The following is a 16,560-nucleotide window of genomic DNA, read 5'->3' on the forward strand; positions in this document are numbered from 1 at the left end:
GGAATAATGGGTTGGCCGAAGCCTGCGCGTCTGCAGCTGTGCGGCGGCGGCGCGTTTAACTTGCGGCATGCCGTCGTGTACATAACGTAGGCACATGGAACACCCGATTCGGCCACCCGCGCGAAACCCGAAGTTCATCCACCTCAAGGTGCATTCGGCTTACTCGCTGCTCGAAGGCGCGCTTCCGATAACGAAGCTCGCCAAGCTCGCGACCGCGATGAATCTCCCGGCGCTGGGACTGACCGATACGAACAATCTCTTCGGCGCTCTCGAATTTTCCGAGAAGCTTTGGGGCGCGGGCGTGCAGCCGATTGCAGGCACGACGCTCGATATCGATTTCGGCGACAATCGAGACAACGGCACGGTTGTGCTCAAGGCGATGAGCAATGAGCCGCGCGTCAAGCCCGCCGGCAAGGTTGCGCTTCTCGCCATGAACGCTGAGGGCTTCGCCAACCTGATGCGGCTTTCGAAAGTGCTCAACTTCGAGCCCTCGGCCGACGAGCCAGCGCACGTGAAAATCGCGCGTCTCGAGGAACTGTCGGAAGGCATCATCGCGCTGACGGGCGGCCCGCAGGGTCCGATCGATGCAGCCCTTCGTGACGGCCAGCATGAGCAGGCTGTCGAACGCCTGAAAACGCTCGAGAAGATTTTCGGCAACCGGCTCTACGTTGAACTCCAACGTCACGGCCTTCCTGAAGAAGCCGAAGTCGAACCGCAGCTGATCGAACTCGCCTACGCGCGCAGTCTGCCGATTGTCGCGACGAACGAATGCTATTTCGCGGTGCGCGGCGACTATGAGGCGCACGATGCACTCCTTTGCATCGCGGACGGTCGTTACGTCGTCGAAGACAATCGCCGCCGTGCGAGCCCCGAGCATTATCTGAAAAGCGAAGACGAGATGGCGGCGCTGTTCGCCGATCTCCCCGAGGCTTTGGCGAACACCGTCGAAATCGCCATCCGCTGCGCTTACCGGCCCGAGGGCCGGAAACCGATCCTGCCGCGCTTCGTTGTCGCCGACGACAGCTTGAGCGAAATCGAGAACGTCCGCCTCGAAGCCGCCGAACTGAAGAACCAGGCGATTGAAGGTCTCCGGGTCCGGCTCGAAGCGCATGGCCCCGCGCTTGGCTTCACGGTCGAAGATTATGAAAAGCGCCTCGCCTACGAGGTGGACGTCATCACGCAGATGAAGTTCCCTGGCTACTTTCTGATCGTGGCCGACTTCATCAAGTGGTCGAAATCGAACGGCGTGCCGGTCGGACCGGGCCGCGGCTCGGGCGCGGGCTCGCTCGTCGCTTACGCGTTGACGATCACCGATCTCGATCCGCTTCGCTTCGGCTTGCTCTTCGAACGCTTTCTTAATCCCGAGCGCGTCTCGATGCCGGACTTCGACATCGACTTCTGTCAGGAAAAGCGCGATCGCGTCATCGACTACGTGCAGAAGAAATATGGTGACGATCGCGTCGCGCAGATCATCACACACGGAAAGCTGCAGGCCCGCGCCGTGCTCCGCGACGTCGGTCGCGTGCTGCAAATGCCGTATGGGCAGGTCGATCGGCTCTGCAAGCTCGTACCGAACAATCCCGCACAGCCGGTAACGTTGCGCGAGGCGATCGACGGCGAGCCCAAGCTTCAAGAAGAGCGCGACAGCGAACCGCTGGTCGCGCGGTTGCTCGAGATCGCCGAAAAGCTCGAAGGCCTGTATCGCCACGCTTCGACCCACGCCGCCGGTATCGTGATCGGCGACAGGCCGCTCGAAGAGCTCGTACCGCTTTATCGCGATCCGAAATCCCACTTCCCGATCACCCAATACAACTGGAAAATGGTCGAGGCGGCGGGCCTCGTGAAGTTCGACTTTCTCGGCCTCAAGACGCTGACCGTTCTCGCGAAGGCGCTCGAACTGATCAAGCGCGGCCGCGGCATCGATATCGATCTGGCGGCACTGCCGCTCGACGATAAACCGGCGTACGAGATGCTCGCCAAGGCCGATACGGCCGGCGTGTTCCAGCTCGAAAGTACGGGCATGCGCGAAAGCTTGAAGCGGCTGAAGCCCGACCGCTTTGAGGACATCATCGCCATGGTGGCCCTCTATCGCCCGGGCCCAATGGACAACATCCCGACTTACATCAACCGCAAGCATGGCGAAGAGCCGGTCGACTGCCTGCATCCGATGCTCGAAGGCATCCTGAAGGAGACGTACGGCGTTATCATCTATCAGGAGCAGGTCATTCAGATCGCTCAGGTGATGGGCGGCTACACGCTCGGACAAGCAGACTTGCTGCGTCGTGCCATGGGTAAGAAAGACAAGGCCGAAATGGCGAAGCAGCAAGCGCGCTTCGTCGAAGGTGCGCTTGGCAACGGCGTCAAAAAAGAAGACGCGATCTACATCTTCGAGCTGGTCGATAAATTCGCGGGCTACGGCTTCAACAAATCGCACGCAGCCGCTTACGCGCTCGTCAGCTATCACACCGCCTATTTGAAGGCGAACTTCCGCGAGGAATTCTTCGCAGCATCGATGACGCTCGATATGGGCAATACCGACAAGCTCGCGATGTTTGCGTCCGAAGCGCGCAAGTCCGGCATTAGAATGCTGCCGCCGTGTGTCAATCAATCGGGCGTCGATTTCGGCGTCGAGCCGCCGGCGGGCGATTCCAAATTGGGCGCTATCCGCTATTCGCTTGCGGCCTTGAAGAACATCGGCGCGGGTGCCGTTGAAACGATTGTCAGCGAGCGGAGCACCGGCGGACCCTATAGTGCGCTCGGCGATTTCGCGGGCCGCGTCGACGCCAAGGCTTTGAATAAACGAGCCGTTGAAACGATGGCCAAAGCCGGGGCGTTCGATTCTTTGAATTCGAACCGCGCTCTTGTTGCGGCGAATGCGGATACCATCCTCGCGTCGGCGCAGCGGCGAACGTCCGATGCAGCGCAGGGCATCACGGATCTTTTCGGTTCGGGCGGGAAGCCCGCTGATCTCGTGCTGCGGGCGACGCCCGCGTGGACCAGCATGGAAAAGCTGTCGGCTGAATTCGAAGCCATCGGATTTTATCTTTCCGGCCATCCGCTCGATCAGTACGACCGCGTCCTAGGCAAGCTCGGCGTCAAGCGAGTGAGCGAGTTCGAGGCGCTGGTGATGCGCGGAGCAAGCGCGGGGCGTCTTGCCGGCATCGTGATCGCGGCCCGCGAGCGGCGCTCCCAGAAAGGCAATAAGTTCGCGTTCGCCACATTCTCCGACGCAACCGGACAATTCGAGGCCATCATTTTCTCGGACACGCTGGCAGCGAGCCGCCATCTTCTCGAGCCTGGAACGCCCGTCATCGTTTCCGTCGAAGCCGAACGCGATGGCGAGACGATGAAACTGCGTGTGCAGTCGATCGAAGAGCTCGACAAGGCCGCGGCCGCCGTTCCGCGCAATCTGAAGCTTGTGCTTGATCGCCGGTCGGTTGTCGCAAAAGCGGCCCCCGTTTCAGATGTCGGAAAATATTTGAAGCCGAATGCGCGGGGTGGCGAAATTCGTCTTGTGCTAGCGCTCGATGATCGCAATCGCGAAATGGAATTCATATTGCCCGGCAGATATGATGTTTCTCCGCGCGAAGCCCTTCGCATTGAAGCGCTGCCAATCGTGTCTGAAATCATCGAAATTTAAAACCAGCGGTTGCGGATCGGCTGTTCTGCTCCGGCCAGTGAATATTTTAATCGAATGAGCGACGGCTTTCTCCTCGGATAGGCGTTAAGGGTCCAGACGTGAGAGACGCGTCTAGTTTTCCGATAGGAGCCTATCAATGAAAAAGAGCTTGATCGCTGCAGCGACGCTCGCAGCTGTCACCCTCGGCCTTGCCGGCGGTGCGAATGCCGGCGTTGCCGGTGCTGGCCTGAACGGCATCGGCGCCCATGCTGAAAAGTCTGTTGTCGAACACGTCGACTACAGGAAAAAGCGTTACTACAAGCGGAACCACCATCGGAACTGGGGCCACCAGAGGCACCACAAGAAGTGGGTCTGCCGCTACCGTCATGGTCACCGCCACTGCGCTTGGCGCTAAGCGCCTGTAACGCAAGCGAAGGTAGCGCGTCAGCGCTGCCTTCTTCTGACACAGTTTGCGTTCATAGCTCCGCTCCTTTGAGCTAGCCAAATAAGAGGCAAGACATGTCGAAATTCTACGCCGCCTTGGTCGCTGCTTTGCTGCTCGCCCCCGCTGCTTATGCCGCCGACCAGAAAATGGCCGCACCCGATATCAAGAAAAACCTCGAAGCGGCAACATCCGACCCCGCGAAGATCAAAGCCTATTGCTCGATGTCGAAAAAGATGGACGAGATCGGCGATGACGAGAAGAAGGCTGAGGCCGCAGGCGACGAAATCGACGGCTACTTCAAAACGCTAGGCGACGATTTCGAGAGCGCCTGGGACGCCGGCCAGGACGCCGCTGACGGCTCTCCTGAAGCAACCGCGATGGACGAGTCCGTTGCGGCGCTTGATGCCAAGTGCAAGTAACGGCGACGAAACCCGGAAGACGCAGCCGGTAGCGCAGCGGAGCGATCCGCGCCGGTTGATAAAAGACCCCGAAAAATCATGGACGCACTGCCATCCGCACCACGTCGGTCGGTGGCAGTGCATTCTGCTTTTGGAGGTCGGCCGAAGAGGAGGGCGCGCCGCCCCTCGTAAGGGCATACACGCGACCCTCATGGGTTGCGCATTCGGGCAATCCCCCGTATATAGCCGCCATCTCACACGCGAGACGCTCGCGCAATGCGGATGAAAAGCCCCGCATCGCGCTCCGGTGGAGATCAGCTCAAGCCCCTGAAAAGGCTGGCAGATCTCTTCTTAAGTCTCGCGGAGGTCTAACCGGAAAAGGAAACGATACGATGGCACTTCCTGCCTTCAACATGCGTCAGCTATTGGAAGCTGGCGTTCACTTCGGCCACCAGGCACACCGCTGGAACCCCAAGATGGCGCCGTTCATCTATGGGTCGCGCAACAAAATCCACATTCTCGATCTGACGCAGACGGTGCCGCTGTTGCATCAGGCGCTGCTCAAGGTCTCCGACACGGTCGCCGGCGGCGGTCGCGTTCTTTTCGTCGCGACGAAGCGCCAGGCTTCCGAGGGCATCGCCGACGCCGCAAAGCGCAGCGCCCAGTACTTCATCAATCACCGTTGGCTCGGCGGCACGCTGACCAACTGGAAGACCGTTTCGCAGTCGATCCGCCGTCTCCGCCAGCTCGATGAGATCCTGGCCGACCCGCAGGGCCGCACGAAGAAAGAAATCCTGAACCTCACGCGCGAGCGCGACAAGCTCAACCAGTCGCTCGGCGGCATCAAGGACATGGGCGGCACGCCCGATCTCCTCGTTATCATCGATACGAACAAGGAAGCGATCGCCATTCAAGAGGCGCGCAAGCTTGGCATCCCGATCGTCGCGATCGTCGATACCAACTGCGATCCGGACGGCGTTGACTATCCGGTTCCGGGCAACGACGACGCGGGCCGCGCAATCACCCTTTACTGCGATCTGATGGCCCGCGCTGCTCTCGATGGTCTCGAGCGCTCGCAAGGCTCGTCTGGCGTCGACGTCGGTGCATCCGAGACGCCGCCGGCAGAAGAGCTGCCGAAGGTCGTCTTTAAGGGCATCGAAGCGCCGCGCGGCGAAGCTGATGACCTCAAGCGGATCACGAGCATCAATCCGAAGGTCGAGCAGCGCCTCAACGACGCCGGCGTCTACCACTTCTGGCAGATCGCCGACCTCACGCCCGACTACGTCGAGTCGCTCGACCGTCAGCTGAAGCTGAGGGGGCAGATCGCCAAGGAAGACTGGGTCGCTCAGGCCAAGAAGCTCGTTGAAGCAGCCACCGTCTAATTCCGGCGTTGGTGTCCGACATCGAACTGTCGTGCCCTTGAAGCGCGACTGTGAATGAACTGATATGAGGCGCCCATCGTGGCGCCTCGAACCTCATAGGTGACAGAATGACGACGATCACCGCTGCAGATGTGAAGAAGCTGCGCGATATGACCGGCGCCGGCATGATGGATTGCAAAACGGCGCTGACCGAGACGAACGGCGATATCGAAGCAGCCGTAGATTGGCTGCGCAAGAAGGGCCTTTCGAAGGCCGCGAAGAAGTCCGGCCGCGTCGCAGCCGACGGCCTCATCGGTATCGTCGCGAAGGGCCGTGAGGGCGCCGTTGTCGAGGTGAACTCCGAGACGGATTTCGTTGCCCGTAACGAGCAGTTCCAGACGCTCGTCCGCGAGGTCACTGCGCTGGCTCCGGCCGCGAAGGGCGATCTCAAGGCGCTTTTGGCTGCAACCTATCCCGGCAGCAAGAACACCGTTGAAACGACGATCCAGGAAGCAGTGGCAACGATCGGCGAGAACATGACTGTTCGCCGGACGGCAGCAGTTGCCGTCAAGGAAGGCGTCGTCGCCGACTACGTTCATAACCGCGTGGCCGATGGCCTCGGCAAGATCGGCGTTCTCGTCGCTCTCGAAAGTGCCGGCGACGAGCCGACGCTGTTCGAATTGGCGCGCATGATCGCAATGCACGTCGCAGCCGCTAGCCCCGTCGCACTCGACATTTCCGAAGTGCCGGCCGAAGTGATCGAGCGCGAGAAGGCCATTCTCGCCGACAAGAACCAGGGCAAGAAGCCGGACGTTCTCGAGAAGATCATCTCCGGCGGCATCAAGGCGTTCGCCAAGGAAAACTGCCTGCTCGAGCAGCAGTACATCCACGACACCACCAAGACGGTCGCGCAGGCCGTCAAGGAAGCCGAGGGCAAAGTCGGTGCACCGATCAAGGTCGCAGGCTTCGTCCGCTTCGCGCTCGGTGAAGGCATCGACAAGAAGGAAGAAGACTTCGGCGAGGAAGTCCGCAAGCTCGCAAGCGGCGGCTAAGCGAACGCTGGGCCGAGTGGCCCGGTAGACGCTGGCCCGCCGGGCCGAATGGCCCGGTAAAGGCTGGATGGAATCGCTTCAGAGCGTTAGGTATCAGCCGGCCGGTCCTCGCGACCGGCCGTTTTTTGTGCCATCTCAGATTGTCGTGCCAATGGTAGTGCCTAGGGGAGTGACGCCGATGCCTGGAGCGCAGGGTCTCAAATACAAACGGCTGCTGGTGAAGCTTTCCGGCGAGGCTCTGATGGGCTCGCAGCCCTATGGCATCGACATGGGCGTCGCCGACCGTTTGTCGAACGATATCGCCGCCGCCGTGGCCGAAGGCGCCGAAATCGCGATCGTTGTCGGCGGTGGCAACATCTTCCGCGGCCTCGGCGGTGCGGCCAAGGGGATGGACCGCGCCACGGCCGATTACATGGGCATGCTCGCCACCGTGATGAACGCGCTGGCCCTCCAGAATTCGCTGGATCATCGCGGCGTCCAGGCTCGCGTCCTTTCGGCAATTCCGATGCCGACGGTCTGCGAAAGCTTCGTTCGCCCGAAGGCCCTGTCGTACCTCAGCCGGGGCAACGTCGTGATATTCGCAGCCGGCACCGGAAACCCCTTTTTCACGACCGATACGGCAGCCGTTCTGCGCGGCATTGAGATGAACTGTAATGCGGTCTTGAAGGCGACGCAGGTTGACGGCGTCTATTCGGCCGACCCGAAGAAGCACAAGGACGCAGTCCGCTACGACCGGCTGACCTATTCGGAGGTTTTGGCCAAGGATCTCAAAGTGATGGATGGTGCGGCCATTGCCCTTGCCCGGGATAACGGACTTCCGCTAATTGTGGTTTCAATCGACGAACCGGGAAATCTCTTGAAAGCTCTGCGCGGAGAAGCTCGCCAGACCCTTATCGAGGGAGCCGGCTGAACGCCGCTGAAAGCCCAACCTCGCGCGGCCTTGTTGACGGCAGCTGCGGTTTGAGGTTTCGCGCGCTGGGAGGAATAGGAAAATGGCATTGGTAGTTCACGACATCAAAGAAATCGAAACGCGCATGCGCGCCTCGATCGACGCGTTGAGGCGCGAGTTTTCAGGGCTTCGGACAGGGCGCGCCAGCGCCAACCTGCTCGACCCTGTCCAGGTGATGGTCTACGGCTCGCGGATGCCGCTCAATCAGGTCGCGACGGTCTCCGTTCCAGAGCCGCGAATGATTAGCGTTCAGGTCTGGGATCGCAGCAACGTCATGGCCGTCGATAAGGCGATCCGTGAAGCCAATCTCGGTCTCAATCCGATTATGGACGGCCAGATTCTTCGCCTTCCAATTCCGTCGCTGACGGCCGACCGCCGCCAGGAATTGGTCAAGCTTGCGCACAAGTATGCCGAGCAGGCGAAGGTCTCGATCCGCAACGTCCGGCGCGAGGCGATGGACGTTCTGAAGAAACTTGAGAAAGACGGCAAAATGAGCCAGGACGACCATCGGGGTAATTCCGATAAGGTCCAGGAGCTGACAGATCGCCTCATCAAGGAGATCGACGCTACGCTCGTCACAAAAGAAGCCGAAATTCAGAAGGTTTGATCTCCCGGCCCTTTCGGGGGCAGTAAGTCGTGTAACTGATTTTGAGATTTTGATTCCAGAGGCCATTCGACAGTGGCGCCAGCAGCTAAGCCTACCGACGATGGGTCCGGCGTACTGGTCCCTCCGCGTCACGTCGCGATCATCATGGACGGAAACGGGCGGTGGGCGCGGGAGCGCGGGCTGCCGAGAGCGTTGGGCCATCGCCAGGGCGTCGAGGCCGTTCGCCGCGCCGTCCGTGCAGCGATCGAACTCAAAATCACTTACCTGACGATCTTCAGTTTTTCGTCAGAGAACTGGAACCGGCCGGTCGAAGAGGTCGACGATCTCATGGGGCTGATGAAGCGCTTCATCCGCCGCGATCTTGCCGAACTGCATGAAGCCGGCGTCTGCATTCGCGTCATCGGCCAGCGCCAGCACGTCGACAACGAGCTGACGACTTTGATCGATGAAGCCGTCGAGCTGACCCGCGGCAACGATGTTTTGACGCTCGTCATCGCCTTCAATTACGGCTCGCGCACCGAAATCGCGGGAGCGGCGCGAAAGCTCGCCGAGCAAGTTGCGGCAGGCGAACTCGATCCGTCCGAGATCACCGTCGAGCGCATCGCCAACGCGCTCGATACATCCGGCATTCCCGATCCCGACCTGTTGATCCGGACGTCGGGCGAGATGCGGCTTTCCAACTTCTTGCTGTGGCAGACGGCATATTCGGAATTTGTGTTTTTGGACTGCTATTGGCCGGATTTCGACAAGGCGGCGTTCGAAGTCGCCCTCGCAGAATTTCGCTCGCGCGAACGTCGCTTCGGCGGCTTGTCCAAACGCTCGACAGCTTGAAGGTTTGGAAAATGCCGGCCGATAATCCCGACAATCAACGGCCGTTTCTCGGAGGCGCGCTCGATTTCATCCCGCGCGAGTTGAGGCTGCGCATCGCGTCGGGCGTCGCCATCGGTATCGTTGCGTTCGCGATGCTCTACTGGAGCCCCGCCGCCTTCGCCGTGCTGACGTTTCTGATCGCGGTGGCGATGAGCTGGGAGTGGGGCCGGATCGTCCGAGGCGAAATGCCGGACCGCGCGCTAGCCGTCCACATCATCGCGGTTTTCATCGCGGCTGTCCTTGTGACCAACGATATGGCCGGCCTGAGTGTCCTGACGGCAGTCGTCGGCGCTGCCGTCGTGGCGGCCCTGGCGATAGGATCCGGCCGGGCGCGGCTCTCCGGCGCCGGCGTGATGTACACGGCGCTGCCGGTCGTTGCGCTCGTTTGGCTGAGATCGGACGAACCTTTGGGATTTCTTGCAACGCTGTTCGTTTTGATCGCCGTTGCCGTGACGGATATCGCAGCCTACGTCTCGGGGCGGACCATCGGCGGACCGAAGCTCTGGCCGGCGATTTCCCCGAACAAGACCTGGTCGGGCCTTCTGGGCGGTATCACTGCCGCTGGCCTTGCGGGCCTGCTTTTTTCGTTTTTCACCGGTTCGGGCTCACCGCTTTGGCTCGCGGGCCTCGGTCTTGCCACAGGATTGGTGGCGCAGTGTGGTGATCTGGCGGAATCGGCCTTGAAACGGCACTTCGGATTGAAGGACTCGGGCGGCTTGATACCGGGCCACGGCGGGTTCATGGATCGCATGGACGGCATCGTGACCGCGAGCGTCCTTGCGGCCCTGATCGGCCTTGCGATTGATGCCTATGCGCCGGCGCGCGCTCTTCTTTACGGGTCATAAGCGAATGGCAGTGACAACGAGCGTTCCTTACCGGTTGCCTGAGAAAGCGTCAGCGGCTCGTCTTGGTTCGCCAGCCGCGTCTCGAGTTATGCGACTGACCGTTCTCGGCGCGACAGGGTCGATCGGAACGAGCACGCTCGATCTCGTCGGCCGCACGCCGGAGCGCTTCGAGATTGTCGCTCTGACCGCGCAATCGAACGCCCAGGAACTGGCGAACCTCGCGCGCCTTCACAAAGCCAAGCTCGCGGTGATCGGCGACGAAAGCCGCTTGGGAGAGCTGAGGGACGCACTCGCGGGAACCGGCATTCGGACAGCGGGCGGCGCCTCGGCGCTCGTGGAAGCGGCTCTGGAGCCCGCCGATTGCGTCATGGCGGCAATCGTTGGCGCGGCCGGGCTGCAGCCGACATTTGCAGCCGCGTCCCAGGGCTCCCGCGTCGCACTCGCGAACAAAGAATGCCTCGTCTCCGCCGGCCACGTCTTCACCGCGGCGGTCGCGCGCTCCGGCGCTGAGCTTTTGCCCGTCGACAGCGAACATTCCGCAGCCTTCCAGGCGTTGGCGGGAGCCGACCCCGACTCGATCGAGAAGATCGTTCTGACGGCATCGGGCGGACCTTTTCGAACTTGGACCCACGAGCAGATCGCGGCGGCGACGCCCGAGCAGGCTCTGAAGCATCCCAACTGGTCGATGGGCGCAAAAATCACGATCGACAGCGCCAGCCTGATGAACAAGGGCCTCGAGCTGATTGAGGCATTTCACCTCTTTCCGGTCTCGGTCGATGCGCTCGATTGCATCGTACACCCCCAATCGATCGTCCATTGCCTTGTGAGCTACGTCGACGGCTCGGTGCTGGCCCAGATGGCCGCGCCGGACATGCGCACCCCCATCGCTGTCGCGCTGGCTTGGCCCGACCGGATGATCGCGCCGACTGAAAAGCTTGATCTCGCCCGTCTCGCAACGTTGACGTTCGAACCACCCGATGAAACCCGTTTTCCGGCGCTCCGCGTCGCCCGCGCAGCGATGCGGCGAGGCGACACGGCCCCCGCGGTACTGAATGCCGCAAACGAGATCGCCGTTAAGGCTTTTCTGGACCGCCGGATCAGGTTTTTGGACATCGCCGCCCTCGTCGAAGACACGCTCGAGGCGGCGGAGCGGCAGGGTGCCATTTGCCCTGCGGAAACACTGGACGATATACTGGCCGTGGACGAGCTCGCTCGCTATCTGTCGGAAGACAAACTCAGTGGCTATTAGGGCGGCTCGCGCTTAGGCTCGGGCTTTCCGCTGTTCGATTCAGCACTCAAGGGATTTTCAAATGGAATTTTTGACGTCGCTCGCAGGTGGGATCTGGCAATACGGGGTCATGTTCCTCCTGGTGCTGACGCTCGTCGTTTTCATCCACGAGCTGGGGCATTTTCTGGTGGCGCGCTGGTGCGGCGTCACCGTTAAAACCTTCTCTATCGGGTTCGGCCCTGAAATCTTTGGCTTTTACGACAAGCACGGAACGCGCTGGCGCTTCGCGTGGATTCCCCTCGGCGGCTACGTCAAGTTCATCGACGACGAAAACGCGTCGTCTTTCGGCGGCGAGAAGCACCTGAAGCCAGCCGATCGGGCAGGGGCGTTTCACTCGAAATCCGTTGGTGCACGCGCAGCGGTCGTCGCGGCCGGACCGATCGCCAACTTCCTCCTCGCCATTGTCCTCTATTCGGCAATCAACGCCACGGTCGGCATTCGCATTTTGCCGCCGCTCGTTGACGCCGTCGTCGCCAATTCTCCGGCCGAGCGGGCGGGCTTCAAGTCGGGCGACACGATCCTCGCGATCGACGGCACCAAAATCGACAAGTTCGACGACCTCCAGCGCATCGTGGGCTCGAGCGCCGGCGAAGAACTGAAGTTTACCGTTCAACGCGGCAGCGACACGATTACGCTCAACGCGACGCCAAACGTCGACGAGCAAAAAGATGCGATGGGCCGGACGTTTAGGCGTGGTCTCATCGGCATTCAGCGCGCCATTACCCCGGACAAGGTCAAGACCGTCCAGGTCAGCCTGCCGGAAGCGGTCGCGCTCGGCGTTTCCGAAACCTATGTCAATTTAACGCAGACGTTGGCTGGTCTGCGCGACATTGTCACGCGTCGCCAGTCGGCCGAGCAAATGGGCGGTCCGATCATGATGGCTGAGGTGACGGCCAAGGTCGCCGAGCTTGGAATTGAGCCGATGCTGCGATGGATCGCCTTCATCTCGGCAAACATTGGCTTCCTGAACCTGCTGCCGATTCCCGTCCTCGACGGTGGTCACCTTATGTTCTACGCGTTCGAGGCAATCCGCAGAAAGCCCGCGAGCGAACGCCTTCAACAGATGGGCTTCCAGGTCGGTTTGGCGCTGCTCATGATGTTGATGGTTTTCGTCAATTTCAACGACATTTTGAACGTTTGGCGACGTTTGGTCGGTACCGGCTGAACGCCTGCCGATTCCCTGTAGAGTGACGTAAACTTACCACTTTCCGGAGGCTTTCTGAATCGTTAAAAGCGGTATGGTGCGCAGCAGGTTAAGTCTTCGAATCGGGGGGCCGAGTTGGAGTCTTGGATCGGCTGCGGTGGGAACTAAGAGCCTTAACGACCATAAGAAACGACCGACAAGAACAATAAAAACTCTAATAACAACACTACGCATGAGTGTGACGCTGCCGCCGACAGCGCGCATGTGAAATTGGGGGTCGGCGGCACACGGGGGCTATTCCGCGTATGCAGAAATTTAAGATCATCTTGGCGGGACTGCGCCTTGTTTTGGCGCTTCTAGTCCTCTCGCCGGTGGTCGCGATGGGTGATGCCGCCTGGATTTCAGGTGCTGCGTCCGCCCAAAGCGTGATCAAGAACATCGAAGTCGTCGGTAATCGGCGCGTCGAACCAGAAACCGTGCGCTCGTACCTGCAGTTCAGTGCGGGCGACGCATACAACGCCTCCAAGATCGATGCGTCGATCAAGGCCCTGTTCGGGACCGGCCTCTTCGCCGACGTCTCGATGGACTACAAGGGCTCGACAGTCGTCATCACGGTCAAAGAAAATCCGGTCATCAACCAGGTTGCCTTCGAAGGCAACAGCGAGGTCGACACCGCGACGTTGACTGGTGAAGTCCAGTTGAAGCCGCGCTCCGTCTTCACCCGCGCCAAGGCGCAGGGCGACGTGCAGCGTATTCTGGACGTCTACCGCAGGCAGGGCCGCTTCGCTGCCAGCGTCGAGCCGAAAATCATTCAGCTCGAGCAAGACCGCGTGAACCTCGTCTTTGAAATCGACGAAGGCAACGCGACCAAGGTCAAGGGCATCAACTTCGTGGGCAACCACGCGTTCTCCGATAGCCAGCTGCGCGACATCATCTCGACGACGCAGGTCGGCTGGTTCGACTTCCTGAAGGGCACGTCGATCTACGATCCTGACCGCATGAATCTCGATCGCGAGCTCGTCCGTCAGTACTATCTCAAGAACGGCTATCCCGACGCGACCGTCACGGCCGCGAACGCTGAGATCGACCCCGATGGTTCGGGCTTCCTGATCACGTTCGCGATCGACGAAGGCCAGCCTTATACCTTCGGTGCGATCAACGTCGAAAGCTCTCTGCCGGATATCGACAGCAGCACGCTTACGACCGATCTGCTGACGCAAAGCGGCACGGTCTACGACGCCTCTCAGATCGACAAGACGTCCGAGCGGCTGACGCTCAGCATCGCGGATAAGGGCTATGCCTTCGCGCGCGTTCGTCCGCGCCCGATCCCGGATGTCGCGAGCCGCACGATCGCGATCACCTACGTCGTGGACGAAGGCCCGCGCGTTTACATCGAGCGCATCAACGTCATCGGCAACTCGCGCACCAAAGACTTCGTCATCCGTCGCGAATTCCGTTTGGCTGAAGGCGACGCCTTCAACAGCCTCATGGTCGACCGCGCGAAGAAGCGATTGCAGTCGCTCGGCCTGTTCAAGAACGTCGACGTCAAGCGGCGTCCCGGATCGGCACCCGATCGCGTCGTTCTCGATGTGGTTGTTGAAGAGCAGTCGACAGGCGAACTCTCGTTCGGCGCCGGCTATTCGACGAGTGAAGGCGTCATCGGCGATGTTTCGATCACCGAGCGCAACCTGTTCGGTAACGGCCAGTTCGTTCGACTGAAGCTCGCAGGTTCCTTCGAGCGCTTGCAGGCGGACTTCTCGTTCACCGAGCCGCGCTTCCTCGACCGTAACCTCTCTGCCGGTTTCGACCTCTTCTATAAGCAGCTCGACTACACGCAGCAGTCCGGCTTCGAACAGAAGAAGATGGGCGGTCAGGTCCGTCTCGGCTTCCCGATCGCCGAAAACCTCTGGATGCAGACGGCCTACTCGCTCTCACGCGACGAAATCTTCAACGTCTCGAACAATGCTTCGGCTGCGATCAAGGAGGCTTGTGGCGCCACCGATTTCAAAGTTGGTGATACGCCCGACTGCAAAAACAGCGGCTATTGGACGTCGCTGATCGGCACGACGATCAGCTACGATAAGCGCAACAACGCGCAGAACCCGAACCGCGGCTATTACATCGAGGTCGCCAACGACTTCGCTGGCCTTGGTGGCGATGCTCAGTACTGGCGCGTCAACGCGGAAGGCCGCTTCTACTACCCGATCACCGACAAGATCACCTTCGTCGGCCGCGCCATCGGCGGCGTGATCCAGGGCTGGGGTGGCGAGGACGTTCGACTGCTCGACGCTTTCTTCAAAGGCGGCGAGACGATCCGCGGTTTCGACCGCTCGGGTTATGGCCCCCGCGACATCGGTCCAGGTTCGCCCAACTCGGATGCGCTTGGTGGTCAGAAGTACTGGGCTGCGACTGCTGAAGTCCGCTTCCCGATCCCTTACGTGCCTGACGATCTCGGCATCAGCGCCGCCGTCTTCGCCGACGCTGGTTCGCTGTGGGACGCGACGGGAGGTGCAAAGCGTGCAATCGAGTCCGTTGGTACGGACACGTTGGGTGACAGCGACTCCGTCCGTTCGTCGGTCGGTGGCAGCTTGATGTGGAACTCGCCGGTCGGTCCGCTGCGTATGGACTTCGCCAAGGTCCTGACGAAGCAGGCATACGACCAGACGCAGTTCTTCCGCTTCGGCGCCCAGACGAAGTTCTAACGTCTGAGCCGAACGGCCGAGCGACTTGACTTTTGAAGAGCGGCGTCAAAAGCGCCGCTCTTTTTCATTGAGTTATCACCTACTTGAATGGGCTAATTTCCCCAGGGTCTTGCCAACATCCTTCGGGTCGTTCATTCAACGCTTCCAACATTGACAGATCTGAAACAAAGGCGACCGGAGGCGGCGTTTATGGAGCATCCCGGATTCTTTGAACGCGCCGGACCGTTTGCGCTCTCGAAAGTCGCAGCGGCTGTCGGCGCGGAAATCGCGAACGGCAGAGACCCGGCGGTCAAAATCGATGACGTGCGCCCGCTTTCCGAAGCAGGCCCGAGCCATATCTCCTTCATCGACAACAAGAAGTATCTGTCCCAGCTCGACGCGACGAAGGCCGGTGCCTGTCTCGTCATTCCGGCAATCGCGGACCGCGTTCCGGCTGGAACGACGGCGCTCATCACCAAGCAGCCCTACCATGGCTTTGCCCGCGCCCTGGCGCTGTTCTATCCCGGCGCCATGCAGCCGCTGGTGACGACCGCAGGCGCGCCACCGATCGATCCGACGGCGGTCCTAGAAGCCGGCGTAATGATCGAGCCCGGCGCCATTATCGGCCGTGAGGCTCAAATCGGGGCCGGAACGCGTATCGCGGCGGGTGCGGTGATCGGGGCGCGCGTCACCATCGGGCGCGATTGCTTTATCGGCCCACTGGCGACCGTGACACATGCGCTCGTCGGCGACCGGGTCATCATCCATTCCGGCGTCCGCATCGGCCAGGACGGCTTCGGCTTCGCGATGGGGCGCACGGGCCACCTCAAAGTGCCGCAAATCGGCCGGGTGATCGTCCAGGACGACGTGGAAATAGGGGCAAATACAACCATAGACAGGGGCGCCCTTAAGGATACGATCATCGGCGAGGGCTCAAAAATTGATAATCTCGTCCAGATCGCGCACAACGTGATTATCGGTCGCCATTGCGTGATCGTCTCGATGTGCGGCATCTCGGGCTCGACCGAACTTGGCGACTTTGYCATCATGGGCGGCCAGTCCGGAACTGTCGGCCACATCAAGATCGGAAGCGGCGCACAAGTCGGCGGGGCCTCGCACCCGACGCATGACGTGCCGCCGGGCGCCCGTTATTTCGGCACTCCGGCAAAACCACTGCGCGAATCCGCCCGTGAACAGGCCATGATCAAGCGGCTCGTCGCGCGCGATAAAGACAGCTATGAGGACGGTACGCCGGAGCCTGAAGAAGGCTGACGCCCGGCAGGCTCATCGGTCGAGCATAA

At 60.8% G+C, this 16,560-nt stretch carries 13 protein-coding genes; all 13 read left to right on the top strand.

Annotated features, from left to right (window positions below; genetic code table 11):
- The first annotated feature begins 94 nt into the window (after positions 1–94).
- The 13 genes from dnaE (at position 95) to lpxD (ending at position 16,531) form a co-directional block, all read left to right on the top strand.
- On the top strand, positions 95–3,640 hold the full coding sequence (gene dnaE / locus AC1DK3_RS05090; RefSeq protein WP_477191184.1) for a DNA polymerase III subunit alpha: 3,546 nt from the start codon (positions 95–97) through the stop codon (positions 3,638–3,640).
- 136 nt (positions 3,641–3,776) lie between these two features.
- Entirely contained in the window at positions 3,777–4,034 is a 258-nt protein-coding gene (locus AC1DK3_RS05095) for a hypothetical protein (protein WP_477191185.1), read from the top strand.
- A 104-nt stretch (positions 4,035–4,138) separates the two neighbouring features.
- A complete protein-coding gene (locus tag AC1DK3_RS05100; RefSeq protein ID WP_477191186.1) occupies positions 4,139–4,483 on the top strand; it encodes a hypothetical protein in 345 nt (114 codons plus the stop codon).
- Between the two features lie 371 nt (positions 4,484–4,854).
- Positions 4,855–5,844: a 30S ribosomal protein S2 gene (locus AC1DK3_RS05105; RefSeq protein WP_477191187.1), complete on the top strand. Its 990-nt coding sequence runs from the start codon at positions 4,855–4,857 to the stop codon at positions 5,842–5,844.
- A 107-nt stretch (positions 5,845–5,951) separates the two neighbouring features.
- On the top strand, positions 5,952–6,875 hold the full coding sequence (tsf, locus tag AC1DK3_RS05110; protein ID WP_477191188.1) for a translation elongation factor Ts: 924 nt from the start codon (positions 5,952–5,954) through the stop codon (positions 6,873–6,875).
- Positions 6,876–7,053: 178 nt separating this feature from the next.
- Positions 7,054–7,785: a UMP kinase gene (pyrH, locus tag AC1DK3_RS05115; RefSeq protein WP_477191189.1), complete on the top strand. Its 732-nt coding sequence runs from the start codon at positions 7,054–7,056 to the stop codon at positions 7,783–7,785.
- Positions 7,786–7,867: 82 nt separating this feature from the next.
- Positions 7,868–8,431: a ribosome recycling factor gene (gene frr / locus AC1DK3_RS05120; protein WP_477191190.1), complete on the top strand. Its 564-nt coding sequence runs from the start codon at positions 7,868–7,870 to the stop codon at positions 8,429–8,431.
- 72 nt (positions 8,432–8,503) lie between these two features.
- Positions 8,504–9,262, top strand: a complete 759-nt coding sequence (locus AC1DK3_RS05125; RefSeq protein WP_339085102.1) for an isoprenyl transferase — start codon at positions 8,504–8,506, stop codon at positions 9,260–9,262.
- A gap of 11 nt (positions 9,263–9,273) precedes the next feature.
- Positions 9,274–10,146, top strand: coding sequence for a phosphatidate cytidylyltransferase (locus AC1DK3_RS05130; RefSeq protein ID WP_477191191.1), 873 nt, complete (start codon positions 9,274–9,276; stop codon positions 10,144–10,146).
- Between the two features lie 4 nt (positions 10,147–10,150).
- A complete protein-coding gene (locus AC1DK3_RS05135; RefSeq protein WP_477191192.1) occupies positions 10,151–11,395 on the top strand; it encodes a 1-deoxy-D-xylulose-5-phosphate reductoisomerase in 1,245 nt (414 codons plus the stop codon).
- A 61-nt stretch (positions 11,396–11,456) separates the two neighbouring features.
- On the top strand, positions 11,457–12,599 hold the full coding sequence (gene rseP, locus AC1DK3_RS05140) for an RIP metalloprotease RseP (protein WP_477191193.1): 1,143 nt from the start codon (positions 11,457–11,459) through the stop codon (positions 12,597–12,599).
- Between the two features lie 284 nt (positions 12,600–12,883).
- Positions 12,884–15,280 (top strand): outer membrane protein assembly factor BamA, encoded by a 2,397-nt coding sequence (bamA, locus tag AC1DK3_RS05145; RefSeq protein WP_477191194.1) that lies wholly within the window; start codon positions 12,884–12,886, stop codon positions 15,278–15,280.
- A gap of 189 nt (positions 15,281–15,469) precedes the next feature.
- Positions 15,470–16,531, top strand: a complete 1,062-nt coding sequence (gene lpxD / locus AC1DK3_RS05150) for a UDP-3-O-(3-hydroxymyristoyl)glucosamine N-acyltransferase (RefSeq protein ID WP_477191195.1) — start codon at positions 15,470–15,472, stop codon at positions 16,529–16,531.
- Positions 16,532–16,560 lie beyond the last annotated feature (29 nt).

This window comes from Hyphomicrobium sp. 01T421 (assembly GCF_056398805.1).